Source organism: Amycolatopsis sp. SID8362 (assembly GCF_010550475.1).
In the GTDB taxonomy this organism is placed as follows: domain Bacteria; phylum Actinomycetota; class Actinomycetes; order Mycobacteriales; family Pseudonocardiaceae; genus Amycolatopsis; species Amycolatopsis eburnea.
This window is the reverse complement of sequence record NZ_JAAGNB010000099.1, coordinates 1-16,141: the sequence shown is the minus strand read 5'-3', so window position 1 is coordinate 16,141 and position 16,141 is coordinate 1. Positions and strand designations below refer to the sequence as shown.

Genomic DNA, 16,141 nt, shown 5'->3' with positions numbered 1-16,141 from the left:
AACGTTTCGTACACCCCCGGCGTGTCGTGGGAACTCCCGGTGAGGAACAGCCGCGTCCCTTCGGCCTCGCCGGGGTCGTCGAGCGCGTGCTCCACGAGCGCGATGGCCTCCGTGACCGGCACGGCGGTGGTCGCGGCGACGACCTCGAGGAACCGCGTGCCGCTCAGCCGGTTCGCCCGGCGGCGGGCCGCGAGCCTGCCGAGCGACCGGCGCAGGGTGTCGTGCGCGGTGATGGCCGCGGCGAGGTCGTCGTCGCCAATGGGCCGCCAGCGCCCCAGCCATTCGCGCAGCTGCGCGATCTTCGCGTGGACGTACCGGGTGGTCGTGTGGTGCGGCAGGTGCAGCACGTCCACCAGCCGCACCGGCGGCAGCCCCAGCGCCGGCTCGACGCGGTGCAGCTCCCGCAGGGCGTAGAACAGGCGCAACGACGCTTCGCAATCACGCGAGACGACGATGGCCTCGAGCGGGCCGTAGTCCCCGGCCAGGATCCGCGTCAGGATCGACCGGGCGACCGGGTCGACGCCGCGGCCGAGGTAGCGGTCGCCGGGCGCGCTGTCCCCGCCGGGCTTCCCGGTCAGCCGCAGGGGGTTCAGGCCCGCCGCGGTGATCAGCTCGACCGGCACGTCCGCGCCGACGTACCCGACGGTGCTCAAATGATCGCCTCCGAAACCAGCTCCGCCAGCTGCTCCTCGGTGTAGCCGAGCAGCTCGCGGTAGACGTGCTCGTTGTGCTCCCCCAGCCCCGGCGCGGGCCGGTCGAGGGCGACGCGGGCGCCGGAGAACCGGATCGGGACCCCGGTGCCCGCCAGGTCGGCGACGTCCCCGTGGCGCGGGTGCCGCAGCGGCACGACTTCCTCGCGCGCCAGGACCAGCGGGTCCCGGATGGCGTCGCGCGGCTCCCGGACCTCGGCCGCGGGCACGCCTTCGGCCGTGAACGCGGCGAGGATCTCGGCCAGCGGCCGCACCCGGCACCACTCGCGGATGATCCCGTGCAGCTCGTCGGCCGCGCGGACGCGCTGGTCCCGCGTGCGGTAACGGTCGTCCTCGGCCAGCTCCGGCCGGCCGATCGCCCGGAGCACGCCGTGGGCGAACGCGTCAGTCGGCGCGCAGAGAGCGAGGTAGCCGTCGAGGGCGGGCAGGATCCCGAACGGCGCCAGCCGCGGCACCATCGACCCGGTGCGCTGCGGCAGGCCGACCGCGTCGAAGGCGTCGAACGGCTCGCACGCGACCAGCGACGTCAGCGCGCCGAGCATCGACACGTCCACGTGCTGGCCCTCGCCGGTGTGCTCGGCCTGCAGCAGCGCGGACACCGTGCCGACCACGGCGAACAGCGGCGCCAGCAGGTCCCCGATCGGCAGCCCGAAGCGGACCGGGCCCTCGTCGGGTTCGCCGGCGGTCATCATGACCCCGCTCAGCGCCTGGATGATCGAGTCCATCGCCTTGCCCGACCCCGGGCCGCCCTGGGCGCCGAACCCGCTGATGGACGTGTAGACCAGCCGCGGGTTGATCTCCTTGACGCGCTCGTAGGAGATGCCGAGCCGGTCCGTCACGCCCGGGCTGTAGTTCTCGACCAGCACGTCGGCGTCGCGGACCAGATCGGTGAACACCGCGTGGGACCGCGGGTTCTTCAGGTCGAGGGTGACGCTGAGCTTGTTGCGGCCGCGCAGCAGCATCGACACGGACAGGTCGTCGTCGTGCCGCCGGGCGAGGTTCAGCCCGTCGCGGCCGACGTAGGGCGCGTTGTTGCGCGACGAGTCCCCGCCGGTGGCCGGGTTTTCCACCTTGATCACGGTGGCCCCGAGCCCGGCGAGCAGCAACGTCGCGTACGGCCCGGCGAGCGCGGTGGTCAGGTCGATGACGGTGCGGCCGGCCAGTGGCTGGTCGGTCATGCGGGAACCCCCTCGGTGAGATCGACGAGCACTTCGGTGCCGCGGGTGGTGAACCGGCCGTTGAGGTTCGCGCCGCGGGTGATGTCCTCGACGTACTTCGCCACGGCCTCGCCCTCCGGCGTGCCGCCGACCGGGACCGGACGGCCCTGGTCGTCGATCCAGCACGGGACGAAACCGGCTTCGCGCAGCCCGGTCTCGTCGAAGCGGCAGAAGGCGATGGCGGTGTTGCGGCTTTCGGGGTGGAACGGGAAGAACGGCATGTCCGGGTCCGGCGCGAAGCCGTACAGCTTCGTCCGGCGCTCGGCCCACGCGCGCAGCTCGTCCGCGCCCACGCCCGCGCCCGGGGTGAGGGCGTGGGTGACGGTGGCGAAGTTGCCCAGCCCGTGGAAGATCGGCCGTCCTCTGTGGACCTCGATGCCGCGCATGATGTGCGGGTGGTGGGAGAACACCGCGTCGGCCCCGGCGTCGATCGCCGCACGCGCGACCGGGCTCTCGTACATCGCCACCACCATCGGCGTGTGCCCGACACCCTTGTGCAGCGCCACCACCACGACGTCGGCTTCGGCGCGCAGGCGGCGCACGTCGTCGGCCATCGCCTCCAGGCTGTCCGGGTCGGCGAAGGTGTAGATCTTCGGCGGCCCGCCCGGGCTCGCGTGGTCCAGCTCGTAGTGGGTGAGGACGTGGACGTAGGCGCAGCCGGGTTTGCGGGAGGTCGCCCAGGACTCGCGCGGGCCGACGCAGTTGTACGACAGCACGCCGATGCGCAGGCCGCCCCGTTCGACGATCGCCGGACGCCGGGCCTGCGCGAGGTCCGGCCCGGCGCCGGTGGTCAGCAGGCCCGCCGCGCGGGAGTAGGCGATGGTGTCGGCCAGTCCCCCGTCGCCGGCGTCCATGACGTGGTTGCCCGCCAGGGTGACCACCTCGAACCCGGCTTCGGCCACCGCTTTCAGCGCCGCGGGGTCCGCGGGCGGGGCGGGGACGTCGGTGCTGTGCTGGACCGCCGTGGTCGAGTGCGGGACCTCGACGTGGCCGATGGCCAGATCCATCCCCTTGAGCACCGGCGCGGCCGGGGCGAGGAAGAACTCCGGGTCGGGCTCGTCCAGGATGAGGTCGCCGACGGCGCCGACAGTGATCACGAGACACCTTCCTTTTCGGACAGATGGCGGGACAGGAAGGCACGCAGCCGGTCGGTCCGCGGCCGGGTGAACAGCTCTCCCGGCGGCCCCTCTTCGACGATCCGGCCCGCCTCCATGAACACGCACCGGTCGGCGACCTCGCGCGCGAACGCCATTTCGTGGGTCACCACGACCATCGTGGTGCCCGCCGCGGCGAGGTTCCGCAGCACGGCCAGCACTTCGTCGACCAATTCCGGGTCGAGGGCGCTGGTCGGCTCGTCGAACAGCATGATCCGCGGCCGGACCAGCACCGCGCGGGCGATGGCGACGCGCTGCTGCTGCCCGCCCGAGAGCTGGCGCGGGTAGTGGTCCTCGCGCCCGGCCAGGCCGATGCGCTCCAGCAGCTCCCGCGCCTCCCGCTCCACAGTGGACCGATCACGCCCGTGGACGCGGATCGCCGCGTCGGTCACGTTGCGCAGCACGGTGAACTGCGGGAAGAGGTTGAACTGCTGGAAGACCATGCTCATCCGGCGTCGCTGGGCCGCGATCCGCCGCTCGGTCAGCGGGCGCAGGCCACCCGGCGAGTGGCGGTGCCCCAGCAACTCGCCGTCGAGGTACATCGCACCGCCGTCGATGGGTTCGAGCTGGTGGGCGCAGCGGACGAGCGTCGACTTGCCGGACCCCGACGGCCCGATCACCACGACCGCCTCGCCTTCGCGCACGTCGAGACTGACCCCGGCCAGCGCGGTCACCGCGCCGAACTCCTTGCGGACGTCGCTGATCCGCAGCACCGGCGCGCTCATCGGACACTCCGGTGGCCTCGGGAGAACCGCCGTTCCAGCCGCCGTTGCCCGGCGGTGAGGAGGGTGACGACGACCAGGTACCAGAAGCACGCGACCAGCAGCATCGGCACGATCTCGTAGGTGCGGTTGTAGATGACCTGCACCGAGTGCAGCAGGTCCGACATCGCGATGACCGACACCAGCGCGGTGCCCTTGAGCACGTTGATGAACTGGCTGCCCGCGGGCGGGATGATCACGCGCATCGCCTGCGGCAGCACGATCCGCAGCAGCGTCTGGCCCGGCGGGTACCCCATCGCGCGGGCCGCGTCGCGCTGGCCGGGATCGACCGACGACACCCCGGCGCGGAAGATTTCCGCCAGGTAGGCCGATTCGACGAGCGACAGCCCGAGCACCGCGGCGGTCAGCGGCGTGATCACGGTGTTCGCGTCCCACGTCCCGAAGACCGGGCCGAACGGGATGCCGATCGACAGCTTGGGCAGCAGGTAGGCGAGGTTGAACCAGAAGATCAGCTGCACCAGCGGCGGGATGCCGCGGAAGAGCCCGACCCACAGCGTCGCCACCCACCGCGCGGGCGCGAACCCGCTCAGCTGCATGGCCGCGACCACCCCGCCGGCGAGCGACCCGAGCACCATCGCGGCGACCGCGAGCAGCACGGTGGTGCCCAGGCCCGCCATGACGCTCTTCTCGAACAGGTACTTCACGACGACGTCCCACTGGAACCGGGAGTTGCCGGTCAGGAAGACGACCAGCTGGGCGGCCAGCACCGCCAGCACGAGCACGAACAGCCAGCGTAGCGGGCGGAAGCGGCCGCGGGCGACGGCGACGTCGTCGCGGACCGGCGTTGTTTCCTCCACAGTGGACACCGCGGTCATTTCGCTGACGCCGCGTCGAAGATCGGCGCCGGGACCGTGACGTCCTGCAGGCCCCACTGCTTCATGATCCGGGCGTAGGTGCCGTTGCGGAACAGCTCCTCGAACGCCTTCTGCAGCACCGGCCCGAGCTTGCCCGCCTTCGGGGTGTACAGCGCGAGGTTGTCCTTCGTGGCGCCCTGTTCTTCGGTCTGCGTCACGTATTCGTACTGCCCCTTCTGCTGGGTGGTGACGTCGATCGCCGCGGCCTGGGTCATCCCGGCGGCTTCGGCGCGCCCGGACTTCGCGGCCAGCAGGGTGGCGTTCGTGTCGTCGAGCCCGACCACCTGCACCGCCGGGCGCTGCTGCTTCTCGCAGAACGCGGACAGCTTGCCGAGCTGGTCTTCCACGACGCTGGCGGTGACCACCGCGACGCGCTTGCCGCACAGGTCGTCCGCCTTCTTGATCCCGGCCGCGGAACCTTCGGGGATCACGTACGAGGTTCGGGTGGTCATCCACGTGACGGTGTCGAACTGCTTCTCGCGCTCGGCGGTGGCCTTGACCGGCCCGTTGAACGCCTCGTAGCGCCCGCTGAGCATGCCCTGCAACGCGGCCGGGAGGCCGCTGACGATGGTGGTTTCCGTGCGCACGCCCAGCAGCTGGCCGAGCGCCTGCTGGAAGTCGTGGTCGATGCCGGTCACCGTCTTGCCGTCCGGGCCGACGGTGCGGTACGGCGGGTGCGAGTCGCCGGCGAACCGGAGGACACCCGAGTCCTTCACGGCCTGCGGGAGCTGGTCGTGCAGCGCCTGGTCGGCGGTCAGGGCCGCGGCGGTGGGCGCCGAGGCCGCGCCGTCGTCGACCGTGCACCCGGCCAGCGCGAGTCCCGCGGCGACCGCGGTGAGCGTGCTTCGACGCCATTGACGAAGAGAGGAACCCATGTCGTTGTCTTCCTGCGGAAGGGCCGTCCGGAGGGGGCGGCGCGGGACCCTGGAGAATCAATTGGTTGCTATCTGGGCGCCGATCGTCGCATGATGTGTCGCGTGATTCAACCCCTCGATGCGACCGGCCGGACGGCACTGCCACCATGGACACCCGCGGCAGGCACCTCCGGCAGGCCGCCGAGCCGAACCCCGGAAGAGGCAGGCGCGCGATGACGGTGACGCCCTCGGGTCCGCTGCCCCGAGCACAGCAGGGCGCCGAACCGCAGCTGCTGCTGACCTCCTTGCTCGGTGACTTCTGGTACTGGCGCGACGAGCACATCCCCTCGGCCGCGCTGGTCGAGCTGCTCGGCGAGTTCGACATCAGCCCGGCGAGCGCGCGGGCGGCGATCCGCCGCCTGGCCGCCCGCGGCCTGCTGACCGTGTCGCGCAGCGGCCGGACGACGGCCTACGGCATCCCCGCCCGCACGTCCGAGGTGATCATCGAGCGCACGCACCGGATGCTGACCTTCGGCACGACCCCGCCCGAGTGGGACGGCCGGTGGACGGTAGTCACCTTCTCCGTGCCGGAGCAGGACCGCGGGCTGCGCACGGCCCTGCGGTCACGGCTGCGGGTCCTGCGCTTCGCCGCGCTCTACGACGGCGTGTGGGTCAGCCCGCACGACCTGACCGGCCCGGCGCTGGCGGCACTGGACGAGCTCGGCCTCGGCAGCGCGACGGTCTTCCGCGCCACCGAGGTCCCCGGCTCGGCCGCGGCGGTCACGGCGTTCGACCTCGACCCGCTGGCCCGGGAGTACGAGCAGTTCGTCGAGCGCTACGAGCAGGTGCTCACCGGACTGGAAGCCGGCCTGATCAGCCCGGCGCAGGCGCTGCGCACCCGGACCGAGCTGCGCGTGGACTGGCGCCGGTTCCCGGAGACCGACCCCGACCTGCCCGCCGAACTGCTGCCCGCGGACTGGGCGCGCGACCGGGCCCAGAAGGTGTTCCTGCAGATCTACGACCGGCTCGGCCCGCTCGCCGAGCTCCGGTTCCGCCAGGTGCTGGCCGCCACGGACCCCGCGCTCGCCGAATTCGCGTCCCACCACGACTCGGTCAAGGTGGCCGCGTTGTTCGCCGGGCTTGGCGACCGCCACCCGGCCGGCGACACGCCGTTCGAGCAGGCCGCCGAGGCGCGCCGCCTGGACGACGCGCGGCGGGGGTAAAGGCGGCACTTCGAAAGTCGATCGAAACTCTTTGCGGAGCGCTGATCCACCGTGTTCTTCTGCTGACGGTAAGCAACTTTCGTCGACGCGTGCCGTTAAGGAGACCACGGATGGCCAGAAGTTCGTCGGATGCGCGCAGCAGGTGGTGGCGCTCCCCCGCCACCCGAGCACTGGCCGGGATGGCCACCGTGGCCGCGACGGCCGCCGTACTGGTGACCGCGCCGGGCGCCGATGCCGCGGCGAGCACGCTGGGGGCGGCGGCCGCGCAGTCGGGCCGGTACTTCGGTACCGCGATCGCCGCGGGCAAGCTCGGGGACTCGGCGTACACCACGATCGCCGGGCGTGAGTTCAACATGGTCACGCCGGAGAACGAGATGAAGCCGGACGCGACCGAGCCCAACCAGAACCAGTTCAACTTCTCCGCCGGCGACCAGGTCTACAACTGGGCGGTCAGCCACGGCTCGAAGGTCCGCGGCCACACCCTCGCCTGGCACTCGCAGCAGCCGGGCTGGATGCAGAACATGAGCGGCAGCACGCTGCGCAACGCGATGATCAACCACATCCAGAAGGTGATGGCGCACTACCAAGGCAAGCTCGCCTACTGGGACGTCGTCAACGAAGCCTTCAACGAAGACGGCAGCCGTCGCTCGTCGAACCTGCAGAGCACCGGCAACGACTGGATCGAGGTCGCGTTCAAGACCGCCCGCGCGGCCGACCCGTCGACCAAGCTCTGCTACAACGACTACAACATCGACAACTGGAACTACGGCAAGACGCAGGGCGTGTACCGGATGGTGCAGGACTTCAAGTCCCGCGGCGTCCCGATCGACTGCGTCGGCCTGCAGGCCCACTTCACCGGCGGCAGCTCGGTGCCGAGCAGCCTCCAGACGACGATCTCCAGCTTCGCGGCGCTCGGCGTCGACGTGGCGCTGACCGAGGTCGACGTGACGAACGCGTCCACGTCGCAGTACTCGGCGCTGACCCAGGCGTGCATGAACGTCGCGCGCTGCGTCGGCATCACCGTGTGGGGCGTGCGGGACAGCGATTCTTGGCGCTCCAGCGAGAGTCCCCTGCTGTTCGACGGCAGCGGGAACAAGAAGGCGGCGTACAACTCGGTGCTGAACGTCCTCAACTCCGGCGGCGGGACGACGACGACACCCACCACACCGACGAACCCCACGACAACACCGACGAACCCCACCACGACGCCGACCACACCGGGCGGCGGGAGCTGCACGGCCTCGCTGTCGGCGGGACAGTCGTGGAGTGACCGGTACAACCTCAACGTCTCGGTGAGCGGCTCGAGTTCGTGGACGGTCACCATGACCGTGCCGAGCCCGGCCCGGATCAGCGCGACGTGGAACATCAACGCGACGTGGCCCAGCAGCCAGGTCCTCATCGCGACGCCCAACGGGAACGGCAACAACTGGGGCGTCACCATCATGCACAACGGGAACTGGAACTGGCCCAGCGTCAGCTGCAGCACTTCCTGAGCCCCACCCGAATGCCGTCAAGGCCACCTTGCGGGCGTCAGACGCAAGGTGGCCTTGACGGCTTTTCAGCCGAGCACGTCGCTCACCCAGTCCGCGATGTACGTGCTGACGTGGCCGAGGTGGTCCAGCCCGATGTGCTCGCTGGCCCCTTCCTCGGCGGTGAAGATCCGCAGGTCCCGCCGGGGGCTGCGGATCGCCTGCCCGTACGAGCGGTGCGCGTATTCCAGGGGGATCTGCCGGTCGCGTTCGCCGTGGCAGATGAGGAACGGCACGGTGATCCGCTCGACGACGCCGTCGAGGTTGATCCCGTCGGCGAAGGCGATGAACTCGTCGAGGTCTTCGTAGCCCCAGACCCACCGGACGTGCTCCCAGTAGTGCGGCACCGGGCGCTCGCCTTCGCGTTCCAGCCGCCGCCGCTGCACCGCGCCCCAGTCGTGGTTGGCGCCCCACGCGACGACCAGCGCGAGCCGCTTCTCGAAGGCCGCCGCGCGCGGGGCGAAGTAGCCGCCGAGCGACCAGCCGACCAGGCCGATCCGGGCGGGGTCGACGTCGTCGCGGGTTTCGAGGTAGTCGACGCAGGCGCTCGCCCACGCCTCGGTGTCGACGCGGGCGGTGAGCCCCTGCACGCGCAGCGCCTCGCCGGAACCGGGGCAGTCGACCATCAGGCACGAGATGCCGCGGGCGGCCAGCTCTTCCCAGTGCCCGGAGGCGTACATGTGCTCCTTGGTGGAGTCCAGGCCGTTCCACATGATCATGACCGGGGCGTGCTCGCCGGCGGAGCTGAAGTACGCCGGCAGCGTCGTGCCCTCGTACGGGACTTCGACGCGCGTGATGCCCGGGTCCTTGAGGTCGAACGCCTTCTGCTGCAGCTCCAGCACGCGCCGGTAGCTGTCGAGCCGTCCCTCGGCGGAGGCGCTCTGGAGGCGTTCGGCCTGGGCGAGGTAGTTGGTGGCACGCGCGTAGAGCTGCCCGGCGGTCCGGCGGTGGCCTGCCTTCTCGGCTTCCTCGGCCTGCGCGACGAGCTGGTCGGTCAGCGCCGTCCACGCACGCAGGAAGTCCGGGGTTCCCGCGTCCTCGCCACGGGTGGCCGCCTCGCAGATGGGGCGGCACGCCCGGTCGACCTCGTCGATGAGCCCGCCGCTGTTGAGCGTGGCGACGACGCCCAGGCTCCACGGGTAGTTCTCGGGGAAGTACTCGAACACTTCGGTCCTTTCGTCGTGGTCAACGGGTTCGGTGCCGCGGGCGGGCACGGGCCACCGGCGGCAGGGTGGTGCCGGCGACGACGGTGTTGCGGATCGTCCCCAGCCCCTCGACCGCCATCTCGACGACGTCGCCCGGCGCCAGCGGCGGGATCTCCCGGCCCCGGCCCCACAGCTCGGCCAGGCAGCCGCCGTTGCCGCAGGTCCCCGAGCCGAGCACGTCCCCGGCCCGGACCCACGTGCCCCGCGAGGCGTAGGCGACCAGTTCGGCGAACGGCCAGCCCATGTTCGACAGCAGGTCGTGCCCGACCCGCACGCCGTTGACCGAGACGGTCATCTCGAGGGCGAGGAAGCCGTTCTCGTCGTGGTGGGCAGCCAGCTCGTCCGCGGTCACCAGCCACGGGCCCAGCGTCGTGGCGGAGTCCTTGCCCTTGGCCGGCCCGAGCTGGACCTTCATCTCCCGGCGCTGCAGGTCGCGGGCGGACCAGTCGTTGAGGATCGTGTACCCGAAGATCGCGTCCCTGGCCCGCGCGGGATCCAGGGACGCGGCGTCGCGGCCGATGACCGCGGCGACCTCCAGCTCGAAGTCGAACAGCTCGCAGCCCGGCGGCACCGGGACGTCGTCGTGGGCCCCGAGCAGGGCGTACGGGTTGGTGAAGTAGAAGGTCGGCGCCTCGTACCACTCGGGCGGCACCCCGGCCCCGCCGGACACGCTCGCGACGACGCCTTCGACGTGTTCCTCGAAGGCCACGAAGTCCCGCACGGTGGGCGGTTCCAGCGGTGGCAGCAGCCGCACCGCAGCCGACGGCACGGCCGGTCCCCGCAGCGCCGCCGCCCCGGCTTCGAGCGCGGCGGGCAGCCCGGCCCGCACGAGGTCGAGCACGGTCGTGTTGTCCGGCAACGGGTGCAACCCGTCCTCGCCGGCGACTCCGGCGTGGACGGTTCCGTCCTTTTCGTAGGTGGCGAACCGCACGGCTACACCGGCGGGGCGACGAAGAGACCCTTGTCCGGGTCGTTGAACGACTTCCGCGCGACGAACTCGTTCATCGCGTTCGCGGTCCCCCACTGGTCCGAGACCTCCGGCTTGCTGAAGTCGTAGAGGTGCGGGTGCCAGGTGTCCTCGTCGACCTCCTCCAGCTCGGTCGTGTACTCCAGGGTGTTGCCGTGCGGGTCGAGGAAGTAGGAGAACGTGTTGTTCCCGGCGAGGTGCCGTCCCGGCCCCCAGATCTTCTCGACGCCGGCGCGCAGCAGGCGGCCGGTGCCGCGCATGTATTCGTCCAGCCCGCGCAGCTCGAACGACGCGTGGTGCAGCGACGGGTGCGGGCCGCGGGCGATCGCGACGCTGTGGTGCCAGGCGTTGATCCGCAGGAACCACATCATCTCGCCCATCCGCGGGTGCATGAGCGTGTCCGACAGCCGGAACCCGAGGTGGCGTTCGTAGAAGGCGCGCGTGCCTTCGGGGTCGGCGGAGTTGATGACCACATGCGACAGTCGCACCGGGACGGACTCGCCGACTTCCACCTTGCGGTGCGCGCGGATCGCGACGCCGGCGCTGACCTCGATCGTGCGGCCCTCGTTGTCGAAGAACCGGAAACCGTAGCCACCACCCGGGGTCAGGAGGGTTCGGGGTTCGTGGACGAGGGTGACGCCGGCCGAGGCCAGCCGGGCGGCGAGGGTATCGACGTCGGCCGCGGTGGCGGCGCCGAACGCGATCAGGTCGATGCGCTTGTCCTCGGCCTGGCGCAGCCGGACGACGTACTGCTCGGGCGAGCCCGCCGCGGCGAGGAAGGCGATGCCGGTGTCGGTGTGCTCGGTGTCCAGGCCCCAGGCGCCGGTGAAGAAGTCGCGCTGCCGGGCGAAGTCGGGCACGGCGAGGTCGACGTGCCGCAGGTGGGTGATCAGGCGGTCGGGCAAGGGAACCTCCGTGGTCAGGCGGGCTGGGAGACGAGTTCGGCGATCCGGCGCATGAGCCCGGGGACGTCGCCCGGCTCGCGGTCGAGCAGCCACCGGCCCAGCTGGTTCGACGCGTCGACGACGGCTTTGGCGCGGGCGTAGCGGCGGTCGGCAAACGCCGTCCACAGCCGTTCGTCCAGGACGTCGTGCGTGGTGAGCAGCTCGGCCAGGACCGCCGCGTCTTCCAGGGCCTGGGCGCCGCCTTGGGCGAGGGTGGGCGGGCAGGAGTGCACGGCGTCGCCGATCAGCACGACCCGCCCGCGGTGCCACGGCGCCGGCAGGACGTGCGTTTCGAACCAGGTGTAGTGAATGCGATCGGGATCGTCGAGCGCGTCGCGGATCTCGTCCCACGGCCCGTGGTAGGCCGACGCGAGCTGCCGCATCGTCTCCAGCCGCTCCCCGGGGCTGAGCCCGCCACGGTCCCGCGCGTCCTCGACGAGGTAGGCGTAGAGCGAGTCCTCCCCGGTCGGGCAGTACCCGGCGATGTAGCACGGGCCGCCGTAGACGAGGTCGGTCCGCGTGACCGACGCCGGGCGCGGGCCGAACACGCGCCAGATCCCCATCCCCGTCGGCTTTGTGTCGAGTTCGATGCCGAGCAGCCGCCGGACGGTCGAGCGGATGCCGTCCGCGCCGACGACCAGGTCGTACCGGCCGGTCGAGCCGTCGGAGAAGGTGACGGCGCCGTCTTCGCCGAGACCGGTGACCGACCGTCCGAAGTGGAGTTTCACGCCCGAGTCGCGGGCCCGGTCGATGAGGATGCGCGCCAGCGCGGGCCGGGGCATGCCCAGGGTCGCGGGCAGGTCGGGGCCGCCGGTGCGGGCGTCGGGGATCTCGGCCAGCACCGTGCCGTCCGGGGCGCGCAGGCCCAGGCTGTCGAAGCAGTAGCCCTCGGCTCGTGCGGACTCCCAGACGCCGAGGTCGCGCAGCACGCGCAAGGCGTTGCCCTGCAACGTGATTCCCGACCCGAGCGCGCTGATCCCGGCATCGGCCTCGGCGAGGTCGACCGTGACTCCGCGCGAGGCGAGCAGAATCGCGGTGCCGGTCCCGGCGAGGCCCGCGCCGACCACGAGGACCGTGTTCACGGCGGTCATGACAGGCTCCTTCGGTTACTTGACGGCGATGGGGGCGACCGGGGCGCCGACGGCGCCGGTCACGGGCAGGGGCGCGGCGGTCAGCCAGAACTCGTGGACGCCGTCGGCCGCGCAGTCCTCGGCCAGGGCGTCGAGGTCCCACATCTCCCCCAGGAACAGCCCGATGTGCGGGATGGCGACCTGGTGCAGCGGCTGGAACGCGTTGTCGAACTCGTTCGGCCGCACCTCGACGCCCCACGTGTCGGTGGCGATCCCGGCGATGTCGGTGCCGTGCAGCCACTCCGCGGTGGTGAACGACAAGCCGGGCGAATCGCCACCCGCGTAGTCACCCCAGCCCTCGCGGCGGGCCCGGGTGAGCCGGCCGGTCCGGACGAGGACGAGGTCGCCGCGGCCGACCCGGGCGGTGGTGCCGTGCGCGGCGATCGTGGCCTCGAGGTGCTCGACGGTGATCGCGAACCCGTCGGGCAGCTCGCCGCCGCCGAGCACGCGCCCGACGTCGAGCAGCACCCCGCGGCCGGCGAGCAGCCCGGCGGTCGTCTCGATCCCGGTCACCTGATCGCCTTCGCTGGTGACGACGTCGCCCGCGCGACGGCCGTTGTAGGCGACGCCGTGGTCGAAGATGTGGCCGAGCCCGTCCCACTGGGTGGAGGCCTGCAGCGGCATGAACACGACGTCGTCGGCGCCGCCGATCCCGTGCGGGAAGCCCTGCGTGCCGCGTTCGGCGTCCACGCCGGTGTCGAGCATCGTGTGCACCGGGTTCGTCCGGCGGCGCCAGCCCTTCTGCGGGCCGTCGGCGCCGAAGCGCTGCGCCAGGGAGAAGCTCGCGCCGCGCCGGACCAGCGCGGCGCCCTCCACGCGTTTGGCCACGTCGAGGTGGTTCAGCGTGCCGAGCACGTCGTCCGGGCCCCAGCGGCCCGCGTTCGAGCACCGTTTCGCCGCCGCCGCGATCGCGCCTTCGGGATCGTTTCGTTCCACGCCACCCAGAGTGGGGCCGCCGCGGACATCAGGGAAGACGAATCAGCTGATGCGCTACATCAGCGCGGTGGATATCCTGCCGCGATGAACCTCGCCACGCTGGACCTGAACCTGCTGGTCACGCTGGACGCGCTGCTGCAGCAGCGCAGCGTCACCCGCGCGGCCGAGCAGCTGGGACTCAGCCAGCCGGCGGTCTCGGCGCAGCTCGCCCGGCTCCGCCGCCACTTCCACGACGAGCTGCTGACCCGGGTGGGCAACGCCTCCCGCCTGACGCCACTCGCCGTCCAGCTGAAGGAGCGGGTGGGCGTCGCCTTGGCCGGCGTGGACCGGGTTTTCACCGCCGCGGCCGAAATCGATCCCGCGGCCACCACGCGCGAATTCTCTTTCGTGGTAAGCGATTACGCCGCGGCGGTGCTCGGCCCGGCGCTCGCGGCAGTGTTCGACGAGCGGGCTCCCGGAGCCCGGCTGCGCCTGCTGGCGAACACCCCGCAGCTGGTCGACGCGGCCGAGCAGGTACTGGCGGGCATCGACTTGTTGTTGCTGCCGCACGGTTTTCTCCAGGGCCTGCGGCACCAGGACCTCTACACCGACGAGTGGGTGTGCCTCGTCTCCGCCGACAACCCGGAGGTCGGCGACACCCTGACCGCGGGGCAGCTCGAAACGATGCCGTGGGTGGCCACCTACCACGGGCCGACCGCGTCGACCCCGGCCGCGCGGCAGATGCGCATGCTGGGCATCGAACCGCGCGTGCGGATCGTCACCGAGTCCTTTTTGGCCATTCCCGGCCTGGTCGCCGGCTCCGGCCGCGTCGCGTTGCTGCAGCGGCGCCTGGCCGACCGGATCCCGGCCGCGCTCGGCGTCCGGGCGCTGCCGTGCCCGTTCGAGGTGAGCCCGTTGCTGGAGGCGATGTGGTGGCACCCGATCCACGACGACGACCCCGAGCACCGCTACCTGCGCGAGCTCGTCGCCGAGGCGGCGGTCTCCATCCACCGCGGTGATGCCGCACTTCACGAATCGTGATTTCCGTTCCAGGCCCGGGATATCCAGACTTCTTCCCGTCCTGGACCACTGACGAATCTAGGTGCCGACATGCCCGCAAGCCCCGCTCCGCACCACCCGGCCACCCGGCGATCGGCGGGGATCACGCAGCTTCTGCTCCTGCTGTCGGGCAGCTGCATGTCCGTGCTCGGAGCTGTCCTCATCGCCCCCGTGCTCCCGCGGATGACCCGGGCGTTCGCGGACACCCCCGGCGTGGACGTCCTCGTCCCGCTGGTGCTCACCGCCCCGGCCCTGCTGATCGCGCTCACCGCGCCGCTCGCCGGCATCGCCGTCGACAAGATCGACCGCAAGCGGTTGCTGATCGCCGCGATGCTGGCCTACGCCGTGTTCGGCACCGCACCCCTGTACCTGGACTCACTCGGCGCGATCCTCGCCAGCCGCGTCCTGGTCGGCCTGTGCGAAGGCGCGATCATGACCTGCTGCACGACCCTGATCGGCGACTACTGGTCCGGCGCACGCAGGGCGCGCTACCTGGCCCTGCAGACGCTGGTCGCCACCCTGTCGGCGACCGCATTCCTGGCCCTCGGCGGCGCGCTGGGCGCGTCGAGCTGGCGCACGCCGTTCTGGCTGTACGCCGTCGCCGCGCCGCTCGCGATCCCGATGCTGGCCAAGCTGTGGCAACCGAGTGCACCGGCTGTGCACCAGCGCCTGCCGAAGCTCCCGTGGCGCGAGCTGGCCACGCCGTGCCTGGTCACCGTCTTCGGCGACGTCGTCTTCTACGCGCTCATCGTCGAACTGCCTTACGTGCTCACCGAAGTGGGCGTGACGTCGACCGGCGCCATCGGGCTGGTCTCGGTGCTCATGTCACTGGGCACGGCAGGCGGCGCGCTGGCGTTCGGTCCGCTGGCCGGGAAGACCCCGCGGGTGCTGTTGCCGGTCGAGTTCGGCCTGGCCGCGGCAGGGTTCCTGCTCGTGTTCGCCACCGCGTCCCCAGTGCTCATCACGATCGGCGCGGTCTTCACGGGGTTCGGCACCGGGATGCTGCTGCCCACTTTGGTGACCTGGGCCGTCAAGCGGCTGGCGTTCGAGCAGCGCGGCAGGGGTACGGGCCTGTGGACGAGCACGCTGTTCCTCGGCGAGTTCGCCTCCCCGCTCGCCATCTCGGCCATCGGCGCCGGCACCGGTGGCATTCGGGGCGCGCTCGCGGTCCTCGGTGTCGTGACCGCCGTCGTGGCCGTGCTGACCGCGATCGCGGTGCGGCGCAGCGATCGGCCACGGCACGTCTTCGACCCCGCGTGAGATCACCGGTCCCGACGCCGCTCCGCCGCCGCACGCCGCAACCGGTCGGCTTGCTCGCCGGGCCAGCCGACCGCGACCCCGCCTGACATCACCGGTCTCGACCGCCGCAGCCGTTCGGCATGCGAGCCGGCCTCCCACACCCACCGGGCCAGCCCGCGCGAAATCACCGGTCCCGACGCCGCTCCGCCGCCGCACGCCGCAACCGTTCAGCATGCTCGCCCACTTCCCCCACCCGCTCGGCCAACCGGCCGTGATCGCGCTCCAGGTGGCTCCGGATCTCGGCCAGCGGTGGCAGCAACCCGGTGACGTCGTCCTCGCCGAGCGCGGCGCCGAGACGG

At 71.7% G+C, this 16,141-nt stretch carries 15 protein-coding genes; 4 read left to right on the top strand and 11 right to left on the bottom strand.

What is annotated here, in order from left to right; genetic code table 11:
- The 6 genes from G3I65_RS03565 to G3I65_RS03540 form a co-directional block, all read right to left on the bottom strand.
- A partial coding sequence (locus G3I65_RS03565) for a 2-hydroxyacyl-CoA dehydratase family protein (protein ID WP_160694708.1) occupies window positions 1-653 on the bottom strand: 653 nt, incomplete at its 3' end.
- The gene (locus G3I65_RS03560) at window positions 650-1,888 is read right to left on the bottom strand and encodes a CaiB/BaiF CoA-transferase family protein (RefSeq protein ID WP_160694706.1); all 1,239 of its coding nucleotides are present in this window, start codon (window positions 1,886-1,888) and stop codon (window positions 650-652) included. The genes G3I65_RS03565 and G3I65_RS03560, both read right to left, overlap by 4 nt.
- Window positions 1,885-3,024, bottom strand: a complete 1,140-nt coding sequence (locus G3I65_RS03555; protein WP_160694704.1) for a CapA family protein — start codon at window positions 3,022-3,024, stop codon at window positions 1,885-1,887. The genes G3I65_RS03560 and G3I65_RS03555 overlap by 4 nt, the downstream gene beginning before the upstream one ends.
- Window positions 3,021-3,806 (bottom strand): amino acid ABC transporter ATP-binding protein, encoded by a 786-nt coding sequence (locus G3I65_RS03550; protein WP_160694702.1) that lies wholly within the window; start codon window positions 3,804-3,806, stop codon window positions 3,021-3,023. Before G3I65_RS03550 ends, G3I65_RS03555 begins: the two co-directional genes overlap by 4 nt.
- Window positions 3,803-4,678 (bottom strand): amino acid ABC transporter permease, encoded by an 876-nt coding sequence (locus G3I65_RS03545; protein ID WP_166639619.1) that lies wholly within the window; start codon window positions 4,676-4,678, stop codon window positions 3,803-3,805. The genes G3I65_RS03550 and G3I65_RS03545 overlap by 4 nt, the downstream gene beginning before the upstream one ends.
- Window positions 4,675-5,592 (bottom strand): transporter substrate-binding domain-containing protein, encoded by a 918-nt coding sequence (locus G3I65_RS03540; protein ID WP_160694700.1) that lies wholly within the window; start codon window positions 5,590-5,592, stop codon window positions 4,675-4,677. Before G3I65_RS03540 ends, G3I65_RS03545 begins: the two co-directional genes overlap by 4 nt.
- A 212-nt stretch (window positions 5,593-5,804) precedes the next feature.
- Between G3I65_RS03540 and G3I65_RS03535 the strand changes: the two genes are divergently transcribed.
- Together G3I65_RS03535 and G3I65_RS03530 are read left to right on the top strand one after the other, a co-directional pair.
- A complete protein-coding gene (locus G3I65_RS03535) occupies window positions 5,805-6,794 on the top strand; it encodes a PaaX family transcriptional regulator C-terminal domain-containing protein (protein WP_160694697.1) in 990 nt (329 codons plus the stop codon).
- Window positions 6,795-6,904: 110 nt separating this feature from the next.
- Complete coding sequence (locus G3I65_RS03530) at window positions 6,905-8,287, top strand: endo-1,4-beta-xylanase (protein ID WP_160694695.1); 1,383 nt, start codon at window positions 6,905-6,907, stop codon at window positions 8,285-8,287.
- A gap of 65 nt (window positions 8,288-8,352) precedes the next feature.
- Here G3I65_RS03530 and G3I65_RS03525 read toward each other — a convergent pair whose 3' ends face one another.
- Genes G3I65_RS03525 through G3I65_RS03505 form a run of 5 tightly spaced genes read right to left on the bottom strand, consistent with a single transcriptional unit; the run spans window position 8,353 to window position 13,505 of the window.
- Window positions 8,353-9,489: a S9 family peptidase gene (locus G3I65_RS03525; RefSeq protein WP_160694693.1), complete on the bottom strand. Its 1,137-nt coding sequence runs from the start codon at window positions 9,487-9,489 to the stop codon at window positions 8,353-8,355.
- A gap of 19 nt (window positions 9,490-9,508) precedes the next feature.
- Window positions 9,509-10,459 carry a fumarylacetoacetate hydrolase family protein gene (locus G3I65_RS03520; protein WP_160694691.1) on the bottom strand — a complete coding sequence of 317 codons (951 nt, stop codon included), beginning with the start codon at window positions 10,457-10,459 and terminating at the stop codon, window positions 9,509-9,511.
- A gap of 2 nt (window positions 10,460-10,461) precedes the next feature.
- A complete protein-coding gene (locus tag G3I65_RS03515; protein WP_160694689.1) occupies window positions 10,462-11,400 on the bottom strand; it encodes a VOC family protein in 939 nt (312 codons plus the stop codon).
- A gap of 14 nt (window positions 11,401-11,414) precedes the next feature.
- A complete protein-coding gene (locus G3I65_RS03510) occupies window positions 11,415-12,530 on the bottom strand; it encodes an FAD-dependent oxidoreductase (RefSeq protein WP_160694687.1) in 1,116 nt (371 codons plus the stop codon).
- Window positions 12,531-12,545: 15 nt separating this feature from the next.
- Window positions 12,546-13,505, bottom strand: a complete 960-nt coding sequence (locus tag G3I65_RS03505) for a cyclase family protein (RefSeq protein ID WP_160694685.1) — start codon at window positions 13,503-13,505, stop codon at window positions 12,546-12,548.
- Between the two features lie 84 nt (window positions 13,506-13,589).
- Between G3I65_RS03505 and G3I65_RS03500 the strand changes: the two genes are divergently transcribed.
- On the top strand, window positions 13,590-14,525 hold the full coding sequence (locus G3I65_RS03500) for a LysR family transcriptional regulator (protein ID WP_160694683.1): 936 nt from the start codon (window positions 13,590-13,592) through the stop codon (window positions 14,523-14,525).
- Window positions 14,526-14,594: 69 nt separating this feature from the next.
- The gene (locus G3I65_RS03495) at window positions 14,595-15,803 is read left to right on the top strand and encodes an MFS transporter (protein ID WP_160694681.1); all 1,209 of its coding nucleotides are present in this window, start codon (window positions 14,595-14,597) and stop codon (window positions 15,801-15,803) included.
- The last annotated feature ends 338 nt before the right edge of the window (window positions 15,804-16,141 follow it).

Coding starts and splice junctions, on each gene's coding strand:
- G3I65_RS03560 (WP_160694706.1), bottom strand. CDS start 1,888: ATGACCGACCAGCCACTGGCCGGCCGCACCGTCATCGACCTGACCACC.
- G3I65_RS03550 (WP_160694702.1), bottom strand. CDS start 3,806: ATGAGCGCGCCGGTGCTGCGGATCAGCGACGTCCGCAAGGAGTTCGGC.
- G3I65_RS03545 (WP_166639619.1), bottom strand. CDS start 4,678: ATGACCGCGGTGTCCACTGTGGAGGAAACAACGCCGGTCCGCGACGAC.
- G3I65_RS03540 (WP_160694700.1), bottom strand. CDS start 5,592: ATGGGTTCCTCTCTTCGTCAATGGCGTCGAAGCACGCTCACCGCGGTC.
- G3I65_RS03535 (WP_160694697.1), top strand. CDS start 5,805: ATGACGGTGACGCCCTCGGGTCCGCTGCCCCGAGCACAGCAGGGCGCC.
- G3I65_RS03530 (WP_160694695.1), top strand. CDS start 6,905: ATGGCCAGAAGTTCGTCGGATGCGCGCAGCAGGTGGTGGCGCTCCCCC.
- G3I65_RS03510 (WP_160694687.1), bottom strand. CDS start 12,530: ATGACCGCCGTGAACACGGTCCTCGTGGTCGGCGCGGGCCTCGCCGGG.
- G3I65_RS03500 (WP_160694683.1), top strand. CDS start 13,590: ATGAACCTCGCCACGCTGGACCTGAACCTGCTGGTCACGCTGGACGCG.
- G3I65_RS03495 (WP_160694681.1), top strand. CDS start 14,595: ATGCCCGCAAGCCCCGCTCCGCACCACCCGGCCACCCGGCGATCGGCG.